20 protein-coding genes are annotated in these 20,353 nt (G+C 72.4%); 10 read left to right on the forward strand and 10 right to left on the reverse strand.

Translation table 11 applies throughout. The features are described 5' to 3' along the window. Positions 1–9 precede the first annotated feature (9 nt). From ACFFKU_RS00480 to ACFFKU_RS00495, 4 genes are all read left to right on the forward strand, one after another. Positions 10–1,872, forward strand: a complete 1,863-nt coding sequence (locus ACFFKU_RS00480) for a sensor histidine kinase (RefSeq protein WP_380134378.1) — start codon at positions 10–12, stop codon at positions 1,870–1,872. Then, the gene (locus tag ACFFKU_RS00485; protein ID WP_380134380.1) at positions 1,869–2,591 is read left to right on the forward strand and encodes a response regulator; all 723 of its coding nucleotides are present in this window, start codon (positions 1,869–1,871) and stop codon (positions 2,589–2,591) included. Before ACFFKU_RS00480 ends, ACFFKU_RS00485 begins: the two co-directional genes overlap by 4 nt. Positions 2,592–2,805: 214 nt before the next feature. Next, complete coding sequence (locus ACFFKU_RS00490; RefSeq protein ID WP_380134383.1) at positions 2,806–4,470, forward strand: putative bifunctional diguanylate cyclase/phosphodiesterase; 1,665 nt, start codon at positions 2,806–2,808, stop codon at positions 4,468–4,470. A 54-nt stretch (positions 4,471–4,524) separates the two neighbouring features. Beyond that, positions 4,525–5,373 carry a TrmH family RNA methyltransferase gene (locus ACFFKU_RS00495; protein WP_380134384.1) on the forward strand — a complete coding sequence of 283 codons (849 nt, stop codon included), beginning with the start codon at positions 4,525–4,527 and terminating at the stop codon, positions 5,371–5,373. Here the strand turns inward: ACFFKU_RS00495 and ACFFKU_RS00500 are convergent. The 8 genes from ACFFKU_RS00500 to ACFFKU_RS00535 all read right to left on the reverse strand — a co-directional run bounded on the left by ACFFKU_RS00500 (position 5,309) and on the right by ACFFKU_RS00535 (position 10,856). Beyond that, on the reverse strand, positions 5,309–5,764 hold the full coding sequence (locus ACFFKU_RS00500) for an SRPBCC family protein (RefSeq protein ID WP_380134386.1): 456 nt from the start codon (positions 5,762–5,764) through the stop codon (positions 5,309–5,311). The genes ACFFKU_RS00495 and ACFFKU_RS00500 overlap by 65 nt on opposite strands. After that, entirely contained in the window at positions 5,761–6,303 is a 543-nt protein-coding gene (locus ACFFKU_RS00505; RefSeq protein WP_380134389.1) for a YbaK/EbsC family protein, read from the reverse strand. Before ACFFKU_RS00505 ends, ACFFKU_RS00500 begins: the two co-directional genes overlap by 4 nt. Before the next feature lie 5 nt (positions 6,304–6,308). Continuing rightward, the gene (locus tag ACFFKU_RS00510) at positions 6,309–6,824 is read right to left on the reverse strand and encodes a YbhB/YbcL family Raf kinase inhibitor-like protein (RefSeq protein ID WP_380134392.1); all 516 of its coding nucleotides are present in this window, start codon (positions 6,822–6,824) and stop codon (positions 6,309–6,311) included. 99 nt (positions 6,825–6,923) lie between these two features. After that, positions 6,924–7,334, reverse strand: a complete 411-nt coding sequence (gene fliW / locus ACFFKU_RS00515) for a flagellar assembly protein FliW (RefSeq protein ID WP_380134394.1) — start codon at positions 7,332–7,334, stop codon at positions 6,924–6,926. A 5-nt stretch (positions 7,335–7,339) separates the two neighbouring features. After that, entirely contained in the window at positions 7,340–8,257 is a 918-nt protein-coding gene (flgL, locus tag ACFFKU_RS00520; protein WP_380134397.1) for a flagellar hook-associated protein FlgL, read from the reverse strand. A 29-nt stretch (positions 8,258–8,286) separates the two neighbouring features. Next, positions 8,287–9,738, reverse strand: a complete 1,452-nt coding sequence (gene flgK, locus ACFFKU_RS00525) for a flagellar hook-associated protein FlgK (protein WP_380134400.1) — start codon at positions 9,736–9,738, stop codon at positions 8,287–8,289. A gap of 24 nt (positions 9,739–9,762) precedes the next feature. Continuing rightward, positions 9,763–10,254, reverse strand: coding sequence for a flagellar export chaperone FlgN (gene flgN / locus ACFFKU_RS00530; protein ID WP_380134402.1), 492 nt, complete (start codon positions 10,252–10,254; stop codon positions 9,763–9,765). 104 nt (positions 10,255–10,358) lie between these two features. Continuing rightward, positions 10,359–10,856 (reverse strand): hypothetical protein, encoded by a 498-nt coding sequence (locus ACFFKU_RS00535; RefSeq protein WP_380134404.1) that lies wholly within the window; start codon positions 10,854–10,856, stop codon positions 10,359–10,361. 127 nt (positions 10,857–10,983) lie between these two features. On the opposite strand from ACFFKU_RS00535, the gene ACFFKU_RS00540 reads away from it, so the two are divergent. From ACFFKU_RS00540 to ACFFKU_RS00550, 3 genes are all read left to right on the forward strand, one after another. Next, positions 10,984–11,877, forward strand: coding sequence for a sigma-70 family RNA polymerase sigma factor (locus ACFFKU_RS00540; RefSeq protein ID WP_380134406.1), 894 nt, complete (start codon positions 10,984–10,986; stop codon positions 11,875–11,877). A gap of 9 nt (positions 11,878–11,886) precedes the next feature. Continuing rightward, entirely contained in the window at positions 11,887–13,026 is a 1,140-nt protein-coding gene (locus ACFFKU_RS00545; RefSeq protein ID WP_380134408.1) for a CatB-related O-acetyltransferase, read from the forward strand. Between the two features lie 178 nt (positions 13,027–13,204). Beyond that, the gene (locus ACFFKU_RS00550) at positions 13,205–14,185 is read left to right on the forward strand and encodes a UDP-glucuronic acid decarboxylase family protein (protein ID WP_380134410.1); all 981 of its coding nucleotides are present in this window, start codon (positions 13,205–13,207) and stop codon (positions 14,183–14,185) included. 10 nt (positions 14,186–14,195) lie between these two features. On the opposite strand, the gene galE is transcribed toward ACFFKU_RS00550, so the two are convergent. Together galE and ACFFKU_RS00560 are read right to left on the reverse strand one after the other, a co-directional pair. After that, on the reverse strand, positions 14,196–15,188 hold the full coding sequence (gene galE, locus ACFFKU_RS00555; RefSeq protein ID WP_380134412.1) for a UDP-glucose 4-epimerase GalE: 993 nt from the start codon (positions 15,186–15,188) through the stop codon (positions 14,196–14,198). Then, positions 15,185–16,366 carry a UDP-galactopyranose/dTDP-fucopyranose mutase family protein gene (locus ACFFKU_RS00560; RefSeq protein ID WP_380134415.1) on the reverse strand — a complete coding sequence of 394 codons (1,182 nt, stop codon included), beginning with the start codon at positions 16,364–16,366 and terminating at the stop codon, positions 15,185–15,187. Before ACFFKU_RS00560 ends, galE begins: the two co-directional genes overlap by 4 nt. A gap of 181 nt (positions 16,367–16,547) precedes the next feature. Here ACFFKU_RS00560 and ACFFKU_RS00565 point away from each other — a divergent pair, with 181 nt between their 5' ends. The 3 genes from ACFFKU_RS00565 to ACFFKU_RS00575 form a co-directional block, all read left to right on the forward strand. Then, positions 16,548–19,271, forward strand: coding sequence for a hypothetical protein (locus ACFFKU_RS00565; protein ID WP_380134417.1), 2,724 nt, complete (start codon positions 16,548–16,550; stop codon positions 19,269–19,271). Next, positions 19,265–20,017: a glycosyltransferase family 2 protein gene (locus ACFFKU_RS00570; RefSeq protein WP_380134419.1), complete on the forward strand. Its 753-nt coding sequence runs from the start codon at positions 19,265–19,267 to the stop codon at positions 20,015–20,017. Before ACFFKU_RS00565 ends, ACFFKU_RS00570 begins: the two co-directional genes overlap by 7 nt. Before the next feature lie 54 nt (positions 20,018–20,071). Continuing rightward, positions 20,072–20,353: flagellin N-terminal helical domain-containing protein (locus tag ACFFKU_RS00575; RefSeq protein ID WP_446685451.1), on the forward strand; the 282-nt coding region annotated here is incomplete at its 3' end.

Consider the following 20,353-nt stretch of genomic DNA (forward strand, 5'->3'; position numbering starts at 1 on the left):
GGTGAGCGCATGTCGACGGCGCCGGGGCGATCACCGCAGGGCGGGTCGGACGGGCCCGCGCGACGGGGCGTCGACCCCCGCGGCTGGCCGTTCACCCGGCAGGCCCTCGCGGTGCAGGTCCTGCTGGTCCTGGCGGTGCTCGTCGTGTGCCTCAGCGGCACGGCGTTCGTCGTGCAGCGGCAGGTCAGCGACGAGGTGCGCCAGCGCGCGCTGGCGATCGCCCGGACCGTGGCCGAGGACGACGCCGTCCGGGCCGGGGCCGAACGGGCCAGCGACGCGCCCCCGCCCGCCGACGCCGCCGAGCGGGCGACGCTGGTGGACGGAGCCGTGCAGGCCGCCGCGGAGGACGTGCGGCGGCGGACGGGGGCGCTGTTCGTCGTGGTCACCGACGACCGCGGGCTGCGGCTGGCCCACCCGACCCCCGACCGGCTCGGGCTGCGGGTCAGCACGGACCCGACCGTCGCCCTGGCCGGCGGGGAGGAGGTCGAGGACGAGACCGGCACCCTCGGCGGTTCGGCCCGGGCCAAGGTCCCGGTCTGGGCGCCGGGCCAGCAGGGACCGGACGGCCGCGTGGTGGGGGAGGTCAGCGTCGGGGTCGCCGACGACGCGGTGGCCCGTCGGGCCGCGCGGGCGGTGCTGCCCGCCGCCGGTGTCGCCCTGGTGGCCCTGCTGGTGGGGTCCCTGGCCGCGGTGGCGCTGTCGCGCCGGTTGCGGCGGCTCACGATGGGCCTGCAGCCCGAGGAGATCCGGGGCCTGCTGCAGGGGCACGAGGCGGTGCTGCACGGCATCGCCGAGGGCGTGGTGGCCCTCGGGCCGGACGACCGGGTGGTCCTGGCCAACGACGAGGCGGCGCGCCTGCTCGACCGGGACCTCTCGCCCGGCACCCCGACCGAGGACTGGCCGCCCGCCGTCCGGTCCGTCGTGCGCGACCCCGGCGGGTTGCCCGCCCTGGCCCTGGTCGGGGAGCGCGCCCTGCTGATCGGTTCCCGCGGGGTGCGCCGGGAGGGCCGCGACCTGGGCGTGGTGCTGACCCTGAACGACCGCACCGACGTGGAGCTGCTCACCCGCCAGCTCGACGCCGTGCAGGAGGTGGGCACGGTCCTGCGGGCGCAGCGCCACGAGTTCAGCAACCGCCTGCACCTGCTGTCCGGGTTGCTCGCGGCGGGGGAGACCGGCGAGGCGAGCAGCTACGTCGGCGCCCTGCTGGGCACGGGGCCGCTGGGGTCGCAGGTCGAAGGGCTGGAGGCCGTCGCCGACCCCTACCTGCAGGCGTTCGTCTCGGCCAAGGCCGCGCACGCGCGCGAGCGCGGTGTCCACCTGCGGCTCGGCGAGGTGGCGTTGCGCGGACGGGTGGTGGACCCGGTGGACGTCACCACCGTCCTGGGCAACCTGGTCGACAACGCCGTCACCGCGGTCACCGGGCGGGTCCCTGCGGTCGGGGCGGGACCGGCCGACCCGGGTGCCGTGGTCGAGATGGACCTCGTGCAGGACGGGACGACGCTGGTCGTGGCGGTGACCGACTCCGGCGACGGGGTGGCGGAATCGCTGCGGGAGAACGTGTTCGAGGCGGGGGTGACCACCCGTCCCTCGGGGGTCGGCGGGATCGGGTTGGGCCTGGTGCGGCAGGTCGCGCGGGCGCGGGGCGGGCAGGCCCGGCTGGCCGACCCGGGTGGCGGACGGGAAGGGCCCGGCCTCGGCGGGGCGGTCTTCGTGGTCACCCTGCCGGGCGTGCTGTCCCCGACCGCGCCCTCGGTCGGCGAGGACCCGGGGGATCTGGAGGACCCGGAGGACCGGGACAACCCGGGTCCGGACGGGTGGCCCGGGGCGGACGACGGGTGGGACGAGGGGCACGAAGGAGGGAGGGACCGATGACGGGACCGACGGGCCGTCCGGGCATCGGCCGCGAGCTGCAGGTGCTCGTGGTGGACGACGACTTCCGCGTCGCCGAGCTGCACGCCCGGGCGGTCGCCCGCACCGACGGCTTCGCGGTCGCGGCGACCGCGGGCTCGCGCGCCGCGGCGCGCTCGGCGGTGGCCGCGCGGCGGTCGGCGGGTCACGAGCCGTACGATCTCGCCCTGGTGGACGTGTGGCTGCCCGACGGGTCGGGGATCGGCCTGCTGCCCGAGCTGGGGTGCGACGCGTTCGTCCTGTCGGCGGCCACCGAGCCGCCGACCTTCCGCGCGGCGTTGCGGGCGGGGGCCCTGGCCTACCTGGTGAAACCCTTCCCCGAGGAGCTGCTGCAGCAACGGCTGCGGGCCTACGCGCGCTTCCGCCGGGTGCTGGCCGCCCAGCCCGTGCTCGACCAGGACGTCGCCGACGCGGCCCTGCAGGCGCTGCGGGGGGAGGGCGGGTCGTCGGCGGCCCGGGCGACGGCGTCCTCGGCGACCCGGGACCTCGTCCTCGGGCACCTGCGCGAGGCCGGGCGGCCGTGCTCGGCGGCGGAGGTCGCCGAGGCCACCGGCATCTCCCGGGCCACCGCGCAGCGGCACCTGGCGGCCCTCGACGCCGCCGGACGCCTGGAGCTGCAGCTGCGCTACGGGGCCACCGGACGGCCCGAGCAGCGCTACTCGCCCCGGGAGACGTCCACCTGAGGCCCAGCTTCCGTCCGGGTGGCGCACGGGCCACCCGAACGGGTGGTTCTGGACACGAATCGTGCTCAGATCATGCGCTGCGTGATGCTGGGTCGTGGACAGTAGTGGACAGTCACCGTCACAGACGTAACGATGGGCACACCGGTGCTCACCGCATCGTTACGGTGTCGAGCATCCGGCACGGTCGTCACCGTCGCGGGAACGGAGGAGGGCGATGAAGAGCTGGCCGTGGAGGGCGCGTGCTCGCTCCGGGGACGAGATCCGGGGCCGCATCCTTCCCTGGGCCCTCGTCTCGCCCTTCGTCGCGGTCGGGGTGGCCGCCCTGCTGCACCGGCTCGTGGGTGACCTGTCCCCGCTCGCGGTGCTGCTCTACACCCTGGCCGGTTCGGCGGTCAGCTCGTTGCTCCTGGTGGTCCTCGGCTTCCAGGCCGCCAGCCGGGTCGACTCCGCCGCGAGCACCCACCGCGTCGAGCTGGAGCGGGCCCAGCAGCAGGCCCTGCACGACCCGCTGACCGACCTCGGCAACCGGCAGCTCTTCACCGACCGTCTCGAGCACGCGCTCTCCCGGCGCAGCGCCGACGCCTGCGCGGTGCTCTACCTCGACCTGGACAACTTCAAGGGGATCAACGACTCGCACGGGCACGCGGCCGGCGACGCCGTCCTCGTGGAGGTGGCGCACCGGCTCACCGCCGCCGTCCGGCCCGAGGACACCGTCGCCCGCTTCGGCGGCGACGAGTTCGCCGTCCTGTGCGAGGACCTCTCGGAGGAGTTCAACGCCTCCCAGATCGCCGAGCGCGTCGTCACCAGCATCGCCCACCGCCCGATCGACATCGGCTCGGGCCGCGTCATCAACGTCACCCCGAGCGTCGGCATCGCCCTGGCGCGTGAGGAGGCCGACGTCTCCAAGCTGCTGCGCCGGGCCGACGCCGCCCTGTACCGGGCCAAGGAGGGGGGCAAGGCGCGCTCGGAGGTGTTCGACGAGCGGATGCAGGCGCAGGCCGTGGACGCGCTGCAGACCACCGACGACCTGAGCCGGGCCGTGGCCGAGGGGCAGTTCCGGCTCCACTACCAGCCGATCGTGGACCTCCGTGACGGGCGCGTGCGCGGCGTCGAGGCGTTGCTGCGCTGGCAGCACCCCCGCCGCGGCCTCCTCACCCCGGAGGCGTTCGTGCCGTTGGCCGAACGCACCGGACTCATCCTCGACATCGGTCGGTGGGTGTTCACCGAGGCCTGGCGGACCCTGGAGACCTGGTACGCGGAGGCGGGCCCGGACTGCGGGTTGACGCTGTCGGTCAACATCTCGGCCCGGCAGCTGGCCAACGGCGAGCTGCTGGACGTGGTCGCCGACACCCAGCCCGCCGGGCCGGCCGGCAACGCCCTGCTGGTCGAGGTCACCGAGGAGCTGCTGGTGGCCGACGCCCGGGCGGGGTTCTCGACGCTGCACGCGCTGGCGATGATGGGAGTCCGGGTCGGGGTGGACGACTTCGGCCGGGGCATCTCCTCGCTGGCCCACCTGCAGACCATGCCCATCGACCACGTCAAGGTCGACCGCTCCTTCGTCGCCGGGCTCGGGCGGCACGCCCAGGACGAGGCCGTGGTCGCGGGCATCGTGGGCATGGCCCGCAGCATGGGGGTCGGGGTCGTCGCCGAGGGCGTGGAGAACGCCGAGCAGCTGGACATCCTGCGGCGCCTCGGGTGCGACTCCGCACAGGGCTACCTGCTGGGGTTCCCGGCCCCGACCTTCGACCTGGACCTGCTGGGGCCCCGCCCCACCCGGCTGGTGCTGCCCGCCGACGGTCCCGGCGTCGACGGGCCGGCCACGCCGGCCGCCGCCCGCCGGTCCGCGGTCGAGGAGGTCCGCGCCGCCGGGGCCCGCTGATCCGCTGAGCCGCTGAGTCCCTGAGCCGCTGAGCGGTCGGTATCGTCGGCCCGCGTGCCCCGTCTCGACCTGACCGACCTGCGCGCCGACCACGACCCGGCCCTGGCCGCCCTGCTGCGCGACTACACCGAGCTCAAGGACGTCCGGCTGCGGGCCGTGCGGGAGCCCGCCGAGGGGCTGTTCCTGGCCGAGGGGGTCGAGGTCATCCGCCGAGCGCTGGCCGCCGGGCACCGCCCGCGGTCCTTCCTGCTCTCGGCGACGCGGGCCGACGACCTCGCCGAGGAGCTCGCCGCGCTGGACCCCGACGTGCCGGTCCTGGTGGCCCCGGTGGACGCGTTCGCCGCGCTCACGGGGGTGGACCTGCACCGGGGTGCGCTGGCCTCGATGCACCGGCCCCGGGAACGATCCGTCGCGGAGTTCCTGGCCGCGCTGCCCGCGGGACCGGCGCGACTGGTGGTCCTCGAGGACGTCGTCGACCACACCAACGTCGGAGCGGTGTTCCGGTCGGCGGCGGCCTTCGGGGTCGACGGCGTGGTCGTCTCCCCGCGCTGCGCCGACCCGCTCTACCGGCGCAGCGTGCGGGTCTCCATGGGTACCGTGCTGCACCTGCCCTGGGTCCGGGCGTCCTCGTGGCCCGGTGACCTGGACCGGTTGCGCGAGAATGCTTTCGTGGTCGCGGCCCTGGCCCTGGAACCGGGCGGGGACGATCTGGGGAGTTTCCCCGTCCCACCCCGGTTGGCCTGGATGCTCGGCACCGAGGGGGACGGGTTGTCGGCGCGGGCGCTGGCCGCCGCCGACACCAGCGTCCGGATCCCCATGGATCCGCGGGTCGACTCCCTCAACGTGGCCGCGGCCGGGGCGGTCGCCCTCTGGGAGACCCGCCTCCGGACCCCGGGGCGCTGACCAGCCTCCGCAGGGCGAGCCGCGCCACGGGGGCGTAGGCGTGGATTGCCGGACCGGGTCCACCGATCAGGAGACCGGTCAGGGTGCCCCCGGGGATCCCGATCACGCTGTGCCGCATCGTCATGCCCACCGCACCGAGGCCGACCCGCCACGTCCAGCGGCGGGCCGCCTCGTCGACGTCGAGGATGCGGAAGTCCACGCGGAGCCCGGCCGGACCGAGGACCTGACCGACCGCCCCCGCGGTGATCCGGGGCCGGTCCGTCGCGACCCCGCGGATCTGCGGCGACCACCGCGACCAGTTCGCGAACTGGGCGTAGTCCTCCCACACCCGTTGCGGTGCAGCCGGTCCCCGGACCTGGACGGACCGCTCGGACGCGCCGGGGAAGCTCACCCGGTCAGGGCGATGTCGACCACCTCGGCCCCCGGCAGGGCGGCCAGGTCACGGCCGCGGACGACGAGTTTCGACCGCCGCACCCCGGACCCGATGAGCAACCACTCCGTCGCCGCGACGCGGGTGTCGACGAGGATCCGCCACCCGGCGGGCACCCCGACCGGGGTGATCCCGCCGTACTCCATGCCGGCCTCGCCCACCGCGCGGTCCTGGGGCAGGAACGACGCCTTGCGGACGTCCAGCGCCCGTTTGACCGCGTTGTTCACGTCGGCGCGCGTGCTGGCCAGCACCACGCAGGCCGCGATCCGTTCCTCGCCGTCCCGCTTGCCGCCGACCACCACGCAGTTGGCCGAGGCCTCGTCCGGGACGCCGTGGGTCGCGGCCAGCGTCGCGGTGTCGGCCCGTGCCGGGTCGATCTCGCAGACGAGGGCGTCCGCGGGCAGCGCGTCCCGCACGGTCCCCGGGTACAGGTCCGGCCGGTCGAGGGCGGGGACCAGCTCGAGGTCGCCCGCGGCGGCCTGCGCCCCGGGGGGCGGCACCGGGCTCACCGCTGGTAGGTCCCGGTGATCGTGGCCCGCGCCAGGGTGCGGCCCAGACCCATGAACGCGGCGACGGTCGGGGTGGCCCCCTCGGGCAGCCCGAGGCTGTCGGTGTCCAGGGCGTGGACGGCGAAGACGTAGCGGTGCGGGCGGTCTCCCGGAGGCGGGGCGGCCCCGGTGAAGTCGGCCGTGCCCATGTCGTTGCGCAGGGCGGTGGCCCCGCCCGGCAGGGTCCCGGCCGCCGCGTCGGTGGGGAGGCTGGTCACGTCGACGGGCAGGTCGACGACGCTCCAGTGCCAGAACCCGGCGGGGGTGGGGGCGTCGGGGTCGAAGCAGTCCACCCGGAAGGACCGGGTCTCCGCGGGGAAACCGCTCCAGGACAGCTGCGGGGAGACGTTGCCGCCCGCCTGGGCCTCGGCCATCGGCTCACCCTCGGTGACGTCCTCGGACGTCACGGTGAACGAGGGGACGCGGGGCAGGAGCGAGTAGGGCTCGGGAGCGATCGGGCGTTCGAGATCCATGACCGCACCCTAAGGAGGGAACGCGCGGACGGCCACGCGTCCGTCCGCGGGTGCGGGGGGAGGCGTGGCCGTCCGGGGTGCCGGCGTCGCCGGGGTCGGTCAGGCGGTGAGCAGCGGGGCCTTCAGGGGCAGGTCGCGGTCACCGAGGACGGTCTGGGCCGCCTTCAGGGAGCGGTGGTTGATGACGAGGGGGGCGAGCAGGTTGACCGTGGCCGTCGCCGGGTCCTCACCGGGGTTGACGACGCAGAGGACCGCGGCGTCCGAGGCCCCCTCGATCTGCAGCGCGTCGACGGTCTCGTCGTCGATCTCGGGGGCGTAGTCCGGGAAGAACCGCCCGGGGGCGACGACGATGAGGCGCAGGTCGGGGTCGGAGACCGAACGCAGCGTGTAGAGGGTCCCGTCGGCGTCCAGGCTCACCAGGGTGTAGCGGGTGTGCCCGCCCAGGCCCATGAGGGGGGCCACGAACTCGATCTCGGGGGCCTCGGTGGGCCGCGCGGTCGCGTCAGTCATGAGGGTCATCGTAGGAAGTCCATGAGGGTCGGCTGGATGATTTTGGCCGTGGCGGACAGCGCGGCTTGGTACGCGTTGTCCTGCAGCTTGACGTCGATGATCGTCTTGGGCAGGTCGATGTCCTCGATGTCGGACAGCGACGCGGTCAGCTGGTCGGTGCGGGTGTCCCCCGAGGTGGACAGCGCCTGGAGCTGGTTGGTGGTGGCCCCGACCTTCGCGCGGGCGTCCATCAGGCGCTGGAAGGCGGCGTCGATGGCGGTCAGCGGGTCGGCCACCGGGGTGGTTCCGGCCGGCAGGGTGCCCATGAGCTGCTTGGAAAGGGTGTCGAGCAGGACGAAGGTGTTGTCGGCCGGGGTGGTTCCGCCGCCGAACGTCTCGCTGCCGGTCACGTTGACCTGGACGTCCAGCCCGGGGGCCACCCGCCGGGTGATGGCCGTGGTGTCGCCCTGGTAGGCGAAGGTCGTCTTGTCGTAGGCGCCCGCGGTGTCCGCGGAACCCTTGGCGCCGGCGAAGACCGAGTGGCCCAGGAACTTGGTGTTGGCGGCCGCCAGCACGATCTGGTTCACCGCCCCCATCTCCTGACCGATGGCGCGCAGGCTGTTCGCGTCGAGCGCGCCGGTGTTGCCGGCCTGCACGGCGAGGTCGCGGGCCCGCTGCATCGCGTCGACGGCGCTCTGCATGGCGGTGTCCTGCACCGAGAGCCAGCCCTGGCCGTCGAGGTTGGCCTTGGCGTACTGCTCCTGGACCCCGAGCTCGTTGCGGTACGTCATCGCGTTGTTCGCGGCGACGGGGTCGTCGGAGGGCTTGGTCAGCGTCTTGCCGCTGGAGAGCTGCTCCTGCAGCTTCGCCGAGCGGGCCTGGCTGGCCTGCAGGTTCGCCAACGAGCCCATCGCGATGGTGCGGCTGGAGATGCGGTCGACCACGGTTGCTTGCTCCTTCCTCGGGTTCTCGGTCAGAGGCCCACGCGGCCGGTGCCGCGGATCAGGGTCTCGAGGGCCTGGTCCATCGCGGTGAGGACGCGGGCGGCCCCGGCGTAGGCGTGCTGGTAGGAGACGAGGTTCGTCATCTCCTCGTCCAGGTTGACCCCGGACACCGACTCGCGGCGGGCCGCGGAACGGCTGGCCACGTCGTCGGCGAGGGTCGAGCGGAGGTCGGCGCTCTGGGCCGCGGAGGCGATCGAGACGACCGTGCCGCGCCAGGCGACCGACGGCCCGTCCGTCGCCTCGCCGAGGACGCCGACCTTGGCGGCGACGTCGCGCGAGACCGAGCCGGCGTCGGAGGAGTCGGCCAGCGTGGCCGAGGTGGGGACGACCTTCAGCGAGGCGGCCGCGCCCTGGGCGGCACCCTGCGCGGTGGCGGGGGCGCCGGCGGTCTGGGTGAAGGAGTAGAAGTCGCCCGCGGCACCGCCGTTGGCGGTTCCGTAGACGGCGTTCACCTGGTTCTTCAGCGTCACCGCGGCCTGGTCGTACTGGTTGCCGACGCCGGGCAGGGTGACGTTGATGCCGTCGAGCACCCCGCGCAGCTGCCCGGAGTCCGGCTGCACGGTCATGCCGTCGACCTTGACGGCCCAGGTCGTGTAGCCGGCCTTGGCCTTGTCGAAGCCGCTCATCGCGGCGGCCGCGGCCGGGCTGGTGTCGGACGTGGTGACGGACATGGCCTTCGCGTTGGTGCCCGAGAGCACCGACGCGTTGCCCACGTAGAGGTCGACCATGCCGTCGGGCCGGTCGGTGACCCGCGCCCCGGTGAGCTTGGTGAGCTGGGCGACCTTGAGGTCGCGCTGGTCCATGATCTCGTTCGGCGAGGCGCCGGAGTTCTTCACCTGCAGGATGGCCAGGTTCAGCTCGCCGATCTGCCCGACCAGTTCGTTGGCCTGCTTGGTGACCGCACCGGCCTGGTCGGTCAGCCCGCCCCACTGCTGGGCGACGGCGGAGTCCAGCGACTTCAGCTTCTCGGCGACGGCGCCGCTGGTGGCGACCACGGACGCCTTGGCCGAGGCGACCGCGGTGGCGCCGGTGGCGGAACCCAGGGCCGACCAGGCGTTCCAGTTGGCGGTCATCCGCGCGGAGAGGCTCTGCGTACCCGGCTCACCGAGGTTGGTCTCGACCTGGTTCCAGACCTGGTCGGACTGGGTCAGCTGGGCCGCGGTCGCCTGGTCCTGCCGGGCCGTGGCGTTGACGAAGGTGTCGGTGATCCGGGTGATCCCGGTGATCTCGACCCCTTGGCCGGAGGCGTTCTTCACGCCGAAGCGGCCGTTGGGGCTGACCACCGCCTCGGTCTGCTCGACCCGCTGGCGGGAGTAGCCCTCGGTGTTGATGTTGGAGATGTTCTGCCCGGTGATCTCCATCGCGCGCTGCGCGGCGACGAGACCCTTGGCGGCGATCCCCAGACTGGCGAACGAACTCATGCTCTGTGTCCTCTCTCGGATCGCTCAGAAGGCTTTGTCGACGAAGTACGCGCGGTTGCCGGCCCGGGGGCCGGAGTCGTTCTTGCCCTGCGCGGTGTAGGTGTCCAGCCCCTCGTCGAGGCCGAGGAGTGCCTCGCGCAGCGCCCGGCCCCCGGTGGAGAGGAGGTCGCGGTTGGCGTCGGCGAGGGTCTGGATCTCGGCGGTGAGGGTGAGGAAGGCGTCGCGGTGCGCGCCGAACAGCTGGTCCCAGGGTTCGGGGGCGTTCTGCGCCAGGACGGTCAGGCTGGGGGAGGGGGCCAGGCCCAGCTGCTCGGCGACGGCGTCGACCTCGACCGCACGCAGCAGCTCGGTGGACCGGATCTGCTCCAGGACGAACTCGACCTCGCGGGTGGCGTGCGCGAGCCAGCGGCTGCGGCCGCTGGCCAGGACGAGCTGTTCCTCCTCCAGCTTGAACAGGAGCAGTTCGAGCAGCTCCCGCTCCTTCCAGAGGATGCTGGAGACCTCTGCGAGTCCCATGCCGGTCCTTCCCTGTCCGTGGTCGGGGTCCGGACGGACCCCCGATGTGGCGTCGGGTCCCCCATCGGCGGGTGGAGGGGGGAGCTGAGGCGGTCGGGGACCGATCAGGCGGAGGGGGCCGGCACCGGTTCGACCGGACGGTCCTCGTCGGTGCTGGTCGCGGCGCCGGTCGGGAGGGGGGCGTCGAACGGGTCCCCGGCCGGGAGGTAGTCCGAGAGGTGCTCCCGGCGCTCCAGGGACGCCAGGGGCACCCGCTCCTCCGTCTCGACGGGCAACGCGAAGCGGGTGGGGTTGCGCATCGCCCAGGGACGGGCGTCGTCCTCGCCGCGCCGCAACCGGCGCAGGGTCTCCCGTCCGGCCCGCTCCTGGGCGTCGAGCATCTCGCGGCCGTGGCTGACCGACCGCGGCTCGTGCGGGGTGAGGACGTGGTCGTTGCGCCCTTCCTCGTGCGCGATCGGCATGAAGTTCCGACTGGCCAGGGAGTACAGGGCCAGCGGCTTCTCGTGGTGGAACCGCGCGTAGGCGTCGATGAAGGACGGGGTCAGCCGGCCCTCGTCGGAGGCCTTCTGCAGGTCACGGAGCACGTGGTGGAGAGGTCGCACGTCCGCCGATCGGCAGCCGACCCGGTCCCGTTGAGCCGGCCGGGCGCGGACCCCCCGGACAGCGCAGCGGGGGTTCCTCCGAACGGGGGGCTCAAGTCCGAGGGGGTGACGTGCCGAGAAAGGGGGCGTGACCGCACACGCCTCGTCGAACGCCGGGACCCCGGGCAACCAGCTCACCGACGCGCAGCGCTCGGAGCTCGTGCAGAAGAACCTGCCGATCGTCGGCTACATCACCAACGAGTTCATCGGCCGGCTGCCGGCGCACGTGAGCCGGGACGACCTGACGTCGGCCGGTCTCATGGCCCTCGTCCAGGCCTCGCGCGGTTACGACCCCACCACGGGCGTGCCGTTCAACCGCTACGCCAACACCCGCATCCGGGGCGCGCTGCTCGACGAGCTGCGCGGTCAGGACTGGGCCTCCCGCGGTGCCCGGCAGCGGGCCCGCAAGCTCACCGAGGTCGAGGACACCCTGACCGCCCAGCTGGGCCGTCGTCCCTCGGCCGACGAGATCGCCACCACCCTCGGCGTCAGCGCCCGCGACGTCCACGAGACGCGCGACGACGCGCAGCGCTCCGTGGTCCTCTCGATGCAGGGCTTCACCGCCTCCGGCGGTTCCCTCGACGACCACCTGCCCACCCACACCGCGGGCCCCGAGCAGGAGCTGCTGCACCGTGAGCGGCTCGGCTACCTGCGCGCCGCCGTCGCGGCGCTGCCCGAGCGGCTGCGCGTCGTGGTCGAGGGGTACTTCATCCACGAGCGGCCGATGGCCGAGCTCGCCGCCGAGCTCGAGGTCACCGAGTCCCGCATCTCGCAGATGCGCGCCGAGGCGCTCGTCCTGCTCCGCGACGGCATGAACACCCACCTCGCCCCCGAGATGGTCGGGGCGCAGAGCGGCTCCGCCGCCGCGGTGAAGCGCAAGGAGAGCTACTTCGCCGCCGTCGGCGCACAGAGCGACTTCCGGGCGCGCCTGGCGCTCAGCAGCTTCGAGAGCAGTGCGCGGGTCGTCGCCCGCAGCGCCTGAGAGCCGGCGATGACGCTCGAGCTCGACCGCACGCTCGCCCCCCTGCCCGCGGCACCCCTGGTGATGATGCCGTTCGAGGAGGAACGGCCGCCCCTGCCGGCGCGCTGCGATCTCGCGATCATCGTGGCGTGCCTCTCCGAGGCGGAGGACGTCTTCACGTCGCTGGCCTCGGTCTCCGCGTTCATGGACGCACGGCCCGACGTGTCGGTCCACCTGGTCCTGAACGGACCCGACGAACGGCGCCTGCACCTGGTGGCCGACGCGATCGAGGGGTGCCCGGTCTCGGTCCTGGGGCCGGCGGTCGGTGACGCCCGGATGGTGCGGGTGGTCACCGAACAACTGACCGAGGCCGCGACGGTCCTCCGGTTGCGGGCCGGGAAGCTTCTCGACCCCGACGTCGCGGTCGGTGACCACCGGCGTGGCCGACGCCTGCCGGAAGACCGTCGGGGCCGTCTGCACGACGTCGGTGTGGACCTCAGAGGTTTCGTGGAGGTCCATCCCGAGACCGTCTTCGAGGGCACGACCTCGTTCTACGGTGGCGTCCACAACACCCGGGCCGCGCGTTTCGGGGCGTTCACCTACAGCCACGCCATGATCAGCCCGGCCGTCGAATCCATCGGGCGATACTGCTCGATCGCCGAAGGCGTCAAGTTCGGCCTCCGTGAGCACCCGCTCACCTGGCTGGGGACCTCCAACTTCACCTACGAGATGGAGAACCCCCAGTGGGACGACCATCGGCGCCGTCGTCGCCGGCCGTTCCAGGACTTCCCGCACGGGGACGACCGGCAGCAGCGCGCCATCCGGATCGGCAACGACGTGTGGATCGGGGGCCACGCCTACATCAAGGGCGGGGTCACCATCGGGGACGGGGCCGTCGTGGGAACCATGGCCGTCGTCACCAAGGACGTCCCCCCGTACGCCGTCGTGGTCGGCAACCCGGCGCGCATCGTGCGGTTCCGGTTCCCCGCCGACGTCGTCCACGAGCTCGAGCGGGTCCGGTGGTGGCAGTACGACTTCACCGACCTCGACGGCATCGACCTGCGTGACGTCGCGGGAGCGCTCGAGGAGATCCGCGACCGGGCCGAGCGCGGGCTCATCAGCCCCTTCGTGGGCATCGACGAGCCGCTCGTACGACTGCTCGAGCCCTGAGCCCGAGACCGGCCCGGCGCCCGCCGGGGACCAGGGCCGGCAGAACCTGTCGACGGAGATCCTCACGGGGAGCGTTCCTCTGCCGATGGAGCACGTGAGCACGCGAAAGGGACCGGACCGGGGAGGAACCCGGTTCACCCGCCACCTGTCATCCCTCAGATCGTCGCCAAGGAGCATCATGCGCAATCGCCGAGCAGTGGTCACCGGGGGCGCCGGGTTCGTCGGCTCGCACCTGTGCGAGCGACTTCTCCACGACGGGTACGAGGTTCTCGCCGTCGACAACTTCGTCACCGGCAGCCCGGCCAACGTGGCCCACCTCAGCGGTTTCGGCAGCCGGTTCGACCTCGTCGAGGCCGACGTCTCCGAGGAGCTCGTCGTCGCCGGCCCGGTCGACCTGGTCATGCACTTCGCGTCCCCGGCCTCGCCCATCGACTACCTGCAGCTGCCCGTGGAGACCATGAAGGTCGGCAGCGCCGGAACCTTCAACGCCCTCGACCTGGCCCGCCGGGAGGGCGCCCGCTTCATGCTGGCCTCGACCAGCGAGTCCTACGGCGACCCGTTGGTCCACCCCCAGCCGGAGCACTACTGGGGCAACGTGAACCCCGTCGGCCCGCGCGCCGTCTACGACGAGGCCAAGCGGTTCGCCGAGGCGGCCACCGCGTCCTACCGTCGCAGCCTCGGCACCGACACCGTGATCCTGCGCATCTTCAACACGCACGGCCCGCGGATGCGACCCAACGACGGTCGGGCCATCCCGGCGTTCGCGACGCAGGCTCTCGCCGGTGTCCCGATGACCGTGGCCGGCGACGGGTCGCAGACCCGGTCGATCATCTTCGTGACGGACCTCGTCGAAGGCATCGTGCGCCTCGCGGCCTCGGGCCTGCCCGGCCCGGTCAACATCGGCAATCCCTACGAGGTGTCGATGCTGGAACTGGCCGAGCGCATCCGCGACCTCTGCGCCTCGCGCAGCGAGATCGTGTTCGTGCCCCGCCCGCAGGACGACCCCTCGGTGCGTCGTCCCGATATCACGGTGGCACGGCGCGAACTGGGCTGGGAACCGGTCGTCGGGTACGAGGACGGGCTTCGCCAGACCATCGCCTACTTCGCGAGCCTCGCCCCGGCTCCCGCCGAGGTGGAGCGGGTCGCCGCCCACGTCTGAGGCGACGGGGTCATCCCGTCCGGGTGAGCCGGGCCTCCCACGCGCTGGACACCATGTCGTGCAGGGAGTACCGGCTCTGCCAGCCCAGTTCCCGCCGGATGGCCGCCACCGATCCGACGATGCTCGCCGGGTCGCCGGGACGGCGCTCGAGGACACGCGGGACGAAGTCGATCCCTGAGACCACCCGGAGTTCGTCCAGGACCTCACGAACCGAACTGCCCCGCCCGGTGCCGACGTTGAACGTCGACGCGGGCGGGGCTTCGGCGTCCTGCTCCAGGTGCAGCGCGGCGCGCAGGTGCGCCTCGGCCAGGTCGACCACGTGGACGTAGTCGCGGACGCAGGTCCCGTCGGGCGTGGGGTAGTCGTCGCCGAAGATGACCGGTTCCCGGCCCGCGGTGATGGCCGCGAGGGCGAGGGGAATCAGGTTGTAGGCCCCCCGGTCGGCCAGTGCAGGTGACGACGTCCCGGCGACGTTGAAGTACCGGAGGTTGACGACCTGCAGGCCGTAGGCCTGGGCCGCCGCGTTCATCAGGTGCTCGCCGTAGGTCTTGGACCAGCCGTAGGGGCTGATGGGGGCGTAGGGCGCCGATTCCTCGACCACGGCCGCGGCGGGGTTGCCGTAGACGGAGCAGCTGGAGGAGAACACGATCCGCCCGACCCCGGCCGCGCGGGCCGCCGTCACCAACGACGCGGTCCCGGTGACGTTGTCCCGGGTGTACAGCAACGGGTCGGTCATGGACTCCGTCGGAGACTTCCGCGCCGCCAGGTGGACGATCCCGCCCACCTCGTACCGCGTCATCACCTCCTGGAGTCCGGCGGTGTCGCCGAGGTCGAGCGCGACGACCGCGGTGCCGGCCGGTAGGCGCCCCTCGACCTCCTCGACCGGTCCGCTGGTGCAGAAGTTGTCCACGACCACGACCTCGCGACCCGCGGCGGCGAAGACCTCGGCGACGTGCGCACCGATGTACCCGGCTCCGCCCGTCAGCAGCCAGGGACGGTTCACGACGCCACCGGGTCGCCGACGGTCTGCGTCTGCAGGTACGGGCTGAGCTTGTTGTCCATCAGGGACAGGGCTGCGGCCACCGCCATGTGCATGTCGAGGTACTGGTAGGTCCCGAGCCTTCCCCCGAACCAGACCAGGGGTTCGGCCTCCATGCGTGCGCGGTAGCGGGTGAGCCGGGCCCGGTCCTCGACGGCGTTCACCGGGTAGTAGGGCTCGTCTCCCGGGGTGTCGGCGAAGCGCGAGAACTCCTTGACGGTGACCGTCCGGTCGGCGGGGTAGTCGCGCTCGGGGTGCACGTGGCGGTACTCGACGATGCGCGTCCAGGGCACCTCGACGTCGGCGTAGTTGACGATGGCCGTGCCCTGGAAGTCACCGGTGGGGTGCACCTCGGTGTGGAAGTCCAGGGTCCGCCAGGAGAGGCGTCCTTCGGCGTCGCCGAAGTACTCGTCGACGGGGCCCGTGTAGACGACCGGCACACGGCCGACGACGCCGCGGTTGACCTCGGCGGTGGGGGAGAGGAAGTCGACCCCCAGCCGGACCTCGATGCGGGGGTGGTCGGCCATGGACCGCATCCAGGCCGCGTACCCGTCGGCGGGTTGCGCCTGGTACTTGTCGTTGAACCAGCGGTTGTCGTAGGTGTAGCGGATCGGCAACCGGGTCAGCGTCTCCGCGGGGAGCAACCGCAGGTCGGTCTGCCACTGCTTGGTCGTGTAGCCCTTGAAGAACGCCTCGTAGAGGGGTCGGCCGATCAACGAGATCGCCTTGTCCTCGAAGTTCGTGGCGGGCCCGCCCTGGTACATCGACGCCTCCTCGCGCAGGCGCGCCCGGGCCTCGTCCGGCGACATCGCCGCGCGGTAGAACTGGTTGATCGTCGCCAGGTTCACCGGGAGCGGGAAGATCTCGCCCCGGTGGTTGCTCTGGCCCCGGTAGCTGAACGGCGTGAAGGCCGTGAAGCGGTTGAGGTAGGTCCAGACCCGCTCGTTGTTCGTGTGGAAGAAGTGCGGGCCGTAGCGGTGCACCTCGATCCCCGTCTCCGGGTCCGCCTCCGACCAGGCGTTGCCCCCGAGGTGGCTGCGGCGGTCCAGCACGAGGACGTGCAGGCCGTGGCGCTCGGCGGCCTCGCGGGCGACGGTCAGTCCGAACAGGCCCGCTCCGACCACGATCAGCTGGGGTGACACGACGTTCCTCCTCAAGGGGGTCCCTTTGAGCCTAGAGTAGCCATAGTGTCACTCGGAGTGATAGCGATCATCTTCATGGCAGGTCCCTGGGGCAGGTGGGACGGGAGGGCGCTCAGCTGGGCGGCCTCACGGCCGAATGGGTGACTGTTGTGACCGTGCGTGACCAAAGGGAGTTGTGGTTGTGAGCTCGATGGAGACCGTGGCGGCCCCGGAGCAGGAGTCTCCGACCCGCCGTCAGTTCCTGGTCCTGGCCAAGGTCGGAGACGGGTCCCTGCACCGCAACTGGGTGGACGGGGAACGCAACTTCGACCTGGTCATCGACTACTACGGCGGCACGCCCGGCAAGTGGGAGGGCACCGCCGACGCGGTCTACGAGAACAAGGGCTTCAAGTTCGCCGGCATCTACGACCTGATCGTCGCCTATCCCGAGCTGATGGAGGACTACGACGCCGTCTGGATGCCGGACGACGACCTCGACGCCGATCCGGAGACCATCTCCGAGATGTTCGTCCTCCACCAGCGGCTCGGTCTGGGGATCTCCCAGCCGTCGCTGAGCCTGGACTCCTACTACAGCTTCGTGCAGACCCTGAGCCATCCCGGGTTCATCGCGCGCTGGGTCAGGTACATCGAGATCATGGCCCCCGTCTTCAGTCGGGACGCCCTGCGCGCCTGCCTGCACACCTTCGAGGGGGCGCAGAGCGGCTGGGGCATCGACACCGCCTGGCAGGCCATCCTGCCGGGCATGGGTCTCGAGTCGGCGATCTTCGACTGCCTGACCGTCCACCACACCCGTCCGCTCAAGACGGGCTCCCTCTACCGTGACGTGACCGAGACGCCCGTCCGCGAGGGGCGGCGCAACGCACTCGCCTACGGGATGCCGTTGCCCAGCGAGAAGGCACCCGTGCGCGCGCTGATGGCGGACGGCAGCGAGTTCACCGGTGCGGCCGCCGCCTCGTTCATCCTCCGCAACCCTCCGATCCCCACCCAGCAGGAGGTGTGGGCCTGGGACCCGACCCTGTCCCACCTGCGTTCGAAGGCGAAGAAGAAGACGCGTCCGCGCACCGAACCCCTCACCCTGGAGCGCAAGGCCGACGCGCCCAGCACGGGCGCGCTGCCCTTCACCGTCTTCGACGAGGACGTCCCGGTGGCCGTGGTGCTGGGGGGCTCGGATCTCGCCCAGCGCAGCGCCGCATGGCGCTCCGCCGGCTGGCAGGTCGTCCCGCTGCCCGCCGCCAAGGCCGGCCGGCTGGGCCAGGTGATGGCCTCGGTCGAGTCGGCCCGGACCCGGCTGATCGACGTCGAGGCCGACGTCCTCAGCAGCATCGCCCACGTGGTCGAACGGTCGGGGGAGGCCGGGTTCGACGTCGTCGTCCGGACCAACGCCGGGATCATGCGCTGCGAGCACTCCATCCCGACCGAGATCCTCATGCGGTCACCGCTCGGCTGCGAGGTCTGCCGTCAGCTGTGGAAAAAGGTTCTCCCCGCGGTCCTGGCCGTGGTGAGCGACGACGAGGACCGGGCGGCGCGCCTGCTCTCCCTCTGTCCGCAGGCCATGGTCCTCAAGGAGTTCGACCCCTCGGCCATCGAGGTCGAGGACCAGCCCGAGGAGCTCGCTCCGGGCGGGACCACCGCCGTCGTCTTCGGCTCCCTGGACACCGAAGCCCTGCGCGCCACGGTGGACGCCCTGAGCGAACAACGAGGGTTGACGACGCCGGTCGAGATCATCGTGGTCCCGGCCCGGTCCGGGGGTTCCGGCGACGTGGACGAGCGGGACAGTGGTCGCACCACGCTCGACGTGGTCGCGCGAAGCGGTACCGACGGCCTCCTCGACGCCCTGCAGCTGGCCAGCCGGGCACGGACGCTGTTCCTGGACGCCGGGGACGTCCCGGGTCCGTGGTGCGTCCACGACCACGAGCGGGCGGCCACCGATCGTGCGGGGGCCGCCGTCGTGGTGTCCTCGGCGCGGTCCCCCCTCCCGCTCGAGGACGCGTTCACCGCAGCCGTCCACGTGCCTCGCCCGGGCAGCATCAGCAACCCCGGTGACCGGGTGAGCCTGACCCTGGAGACGGCCCGTCTCGTCGCTCGGCAGGTGCCCCTCGTCTCCGCCTCGGTCGTCGCCGCGGTCATGACCCGCGGTGGGGTGACGCGGACCGGTTCACAGACCCACGAGACCCTGCCCTTCACCGACCTGGACGAGCTGCGCAACGTCACCACCTTGTGCTCGGTCGCAGCGGCGGGGCTGTTCGTGCCCGAGGACCCGGCCGAACGTCGCCGCATCGGTGCGCACCTGACCATGTGGACCTACATGCGCGACCAGCACGTCAAGATCGCCCGCAAGATGCTCCCGCACGACGGCAGCGTCCTGCGCAACACGGTCGTCGACGCCCTGGACGGTGAGATGGCGACCGACATCCTGGCCGACATCATGACCACCGAGATCGGCGCGCACTGGTCGGCGGCCCAGTTCGCGTGCGAGGCCGTACGGGCCCAGGTCGAGAAGGAGGGATCGTTCGTCATCGGTGTCCCGGACAGCGACGACCGCCTCCTGAAGCTGCTGGCCTGGATCGGGCGCCGGGAACGCGGCGCGGCCGACCTGATCCGCGTGCGGGTGGCCTCGGAGGCTGAGGCCGAGGACACCGGGGTCGTAGAGGAGATCCTGCGCACGCAGGTGTCCCGCTCCGGTGCCGACGGCGCGTTGCCCCGTCTGGAGTTCGTGGACGGCCGGGACTGGATGTCGCGGCCGGGCGGGGCTGCCGTGGTCCTCGCCGACGACGAGTTCCGCTGGTTCCAGGGTCTTCCCGTCCCGCTGATCGGCGTCGACCCCGTCACCTGGGCGGAGCTCTTGCTCACCCTCGCGATGACGGTGCGCCAGAGCGAGGCCGATCTGCAGGAGGCGTCGTGCTGAGCATCCTGCTCCCCGCGGCGCGCCGGTCCACGCCCGAGGAGGCGCAGTCCTGCTGGGGCGACCTCCGGGTGGCCCTGGCCTCCATCGCGGCGTACGCGCCCGACGTGGACGTCGTCGTCGGCTGGTCGGGACGGGAACGCCCGCGCGACCTCCCGCCGAATCCCCGCATGCGCCTGATCGAGCAGGCGCCGGGCATCACCACGGGCAGCGAGGCGTGGAACTGGTGCTCGACGCAGACCGACGCCGAGGACCTGCTCATCCTCGGTGACGACTGCGTGCTCCACCCGGACACGGTGGGGCAGCTGCTGGCCGACCGGGACTTCATCCACCGAGAGGCGCCGGACCTGGAGGTGGGGTTCCTCGGGGCCCGGTCCAACTACGTCAAGGGCCCGCAGAACCTGCGCTCGCCCAACGGGGACACCGTCATCAACGGGATCCAGTTCGACTCCGAGGGACGGATCTTCCAGGCGGACATGGTCGTGCCCGTGGCCGCCCTGGTGCGCCACGACGTCTTCGACCTGACCGACGGGTTCCCCCCGACCAACTGGTTCGCCGACGACCTCATGTGCTGGGACCTGAAGCGCATGGGGTACTCCCACTTCGTGTCGAGGGCCTACGTCCACCACGTCGGCCAGCGAGGGACGGGACAGGGCAAGACGTCCGAGCAGCTGCTCGAAGAGGGGCTGGACTGGCTCCGTCGCAACCGGATCGACTTCCTGCACCACCTGCAGGGGACGTCCGCCTGACCCGGTGGTCGTCGTCCGGGCGAACAGGACCCCCACTCACGGAGGATGATCGTCATGGGTCTTCGTATCAACAACAACATCGCGGCGTTGAACTCCTACCGGAACCTCAACGCCACGGACAAGGCGCAGTCCTCCTCGTTGGAGAAGCTGTCCTCGGGTCTGCGGATCAACCGGTCTGCCGACGACGCGGCCGGCTTGTCGATCTCGGAGGGGCTGCGTGGGCAGATCGGTGGTCTCAAGGTCGCCGTTCGCAACGCCCAGGACGGCGTGAACGTCGTCCAGACCGCGGACGGGGCGTTGACCGAGACGCACGCCATCCTGCAGCGCATGCGTGAC

The sequence above is a fragment of the Kineococcus gynurae genome (genome assembly GCF_042433995.1).
GTDB lineage: Bacteria > Actinomycetota > Actinomycetes > Actinomycetales > Kineococcaceae > Kineococcus > Kineococcus gynurae.

Bases quoted from the DNA above. Each gene is read 5' to 3' on its own strand.
- fliW (WP_380134394.1), bottom strand. From the start codon at position 7,334: ATGACTGACGCGACCGCGCGGCCCACCGAGGCCCCCGAGATCGAGTTC.
- ACFFKU_RS00490 (WP_380134383.1), top strand. From the start codon at position 2,806: ATGAAGAGCTGGCCGTGGAGGGCGCGTGCTCGCTCCGGGGACGAGATC.
- ACFFKU_RS00550 (WP_380134410.1), top strand. From the start codon at position 13,205: ATGCGCAATCGCCGAGCAGTGGTCACCGGGGGCGCCGGGTTCGTCGGC.
- ACFFKU_RS00480 (WP_380134378.1), top strand. From the start codon at position 10: ATGTCGACGGCGCCGGGGCGATCACCGCAGGGCGGGTCGGACGGGCCC.
- flgN (WP_380134402.1), bottom strand. From the start codon at position 10,254: ATGGGACTCGCAGAGGTCTCCAGCATCCTCTGGAAGGAGCGGGAGCTG.
- flgK (WP_380134400.1), bottom strand. From the start codon at position 9,738: ATGAGTTCGTTCGCCAGTCTGGGGATCGCCGCCAAGGGTCTCGTCGCC.
- ACFFKU_RS00485 (WP_380134380.1), top strand. From the start codon at position 1,869: ATGACGGGACCGACGGGCCGTCCGGGCATCGGCCGCGAGCTGCAGGTG.
- ACFFKU_RS00510 (WP_380134392.1), bottom strand. From the start codon at position 6,824: ATGGATCTCGAACGCCCGATCGCTCCCGAGCCCTACTCGCTCCTGCCC.
- ACFFKU_RS00545 (WP_380134408.1), top strand. From the start codon at position 11,887: ATGACGCTCGAGCTCGACCGCACGCTCGCCCCCCTGCCCGCGGCACCC.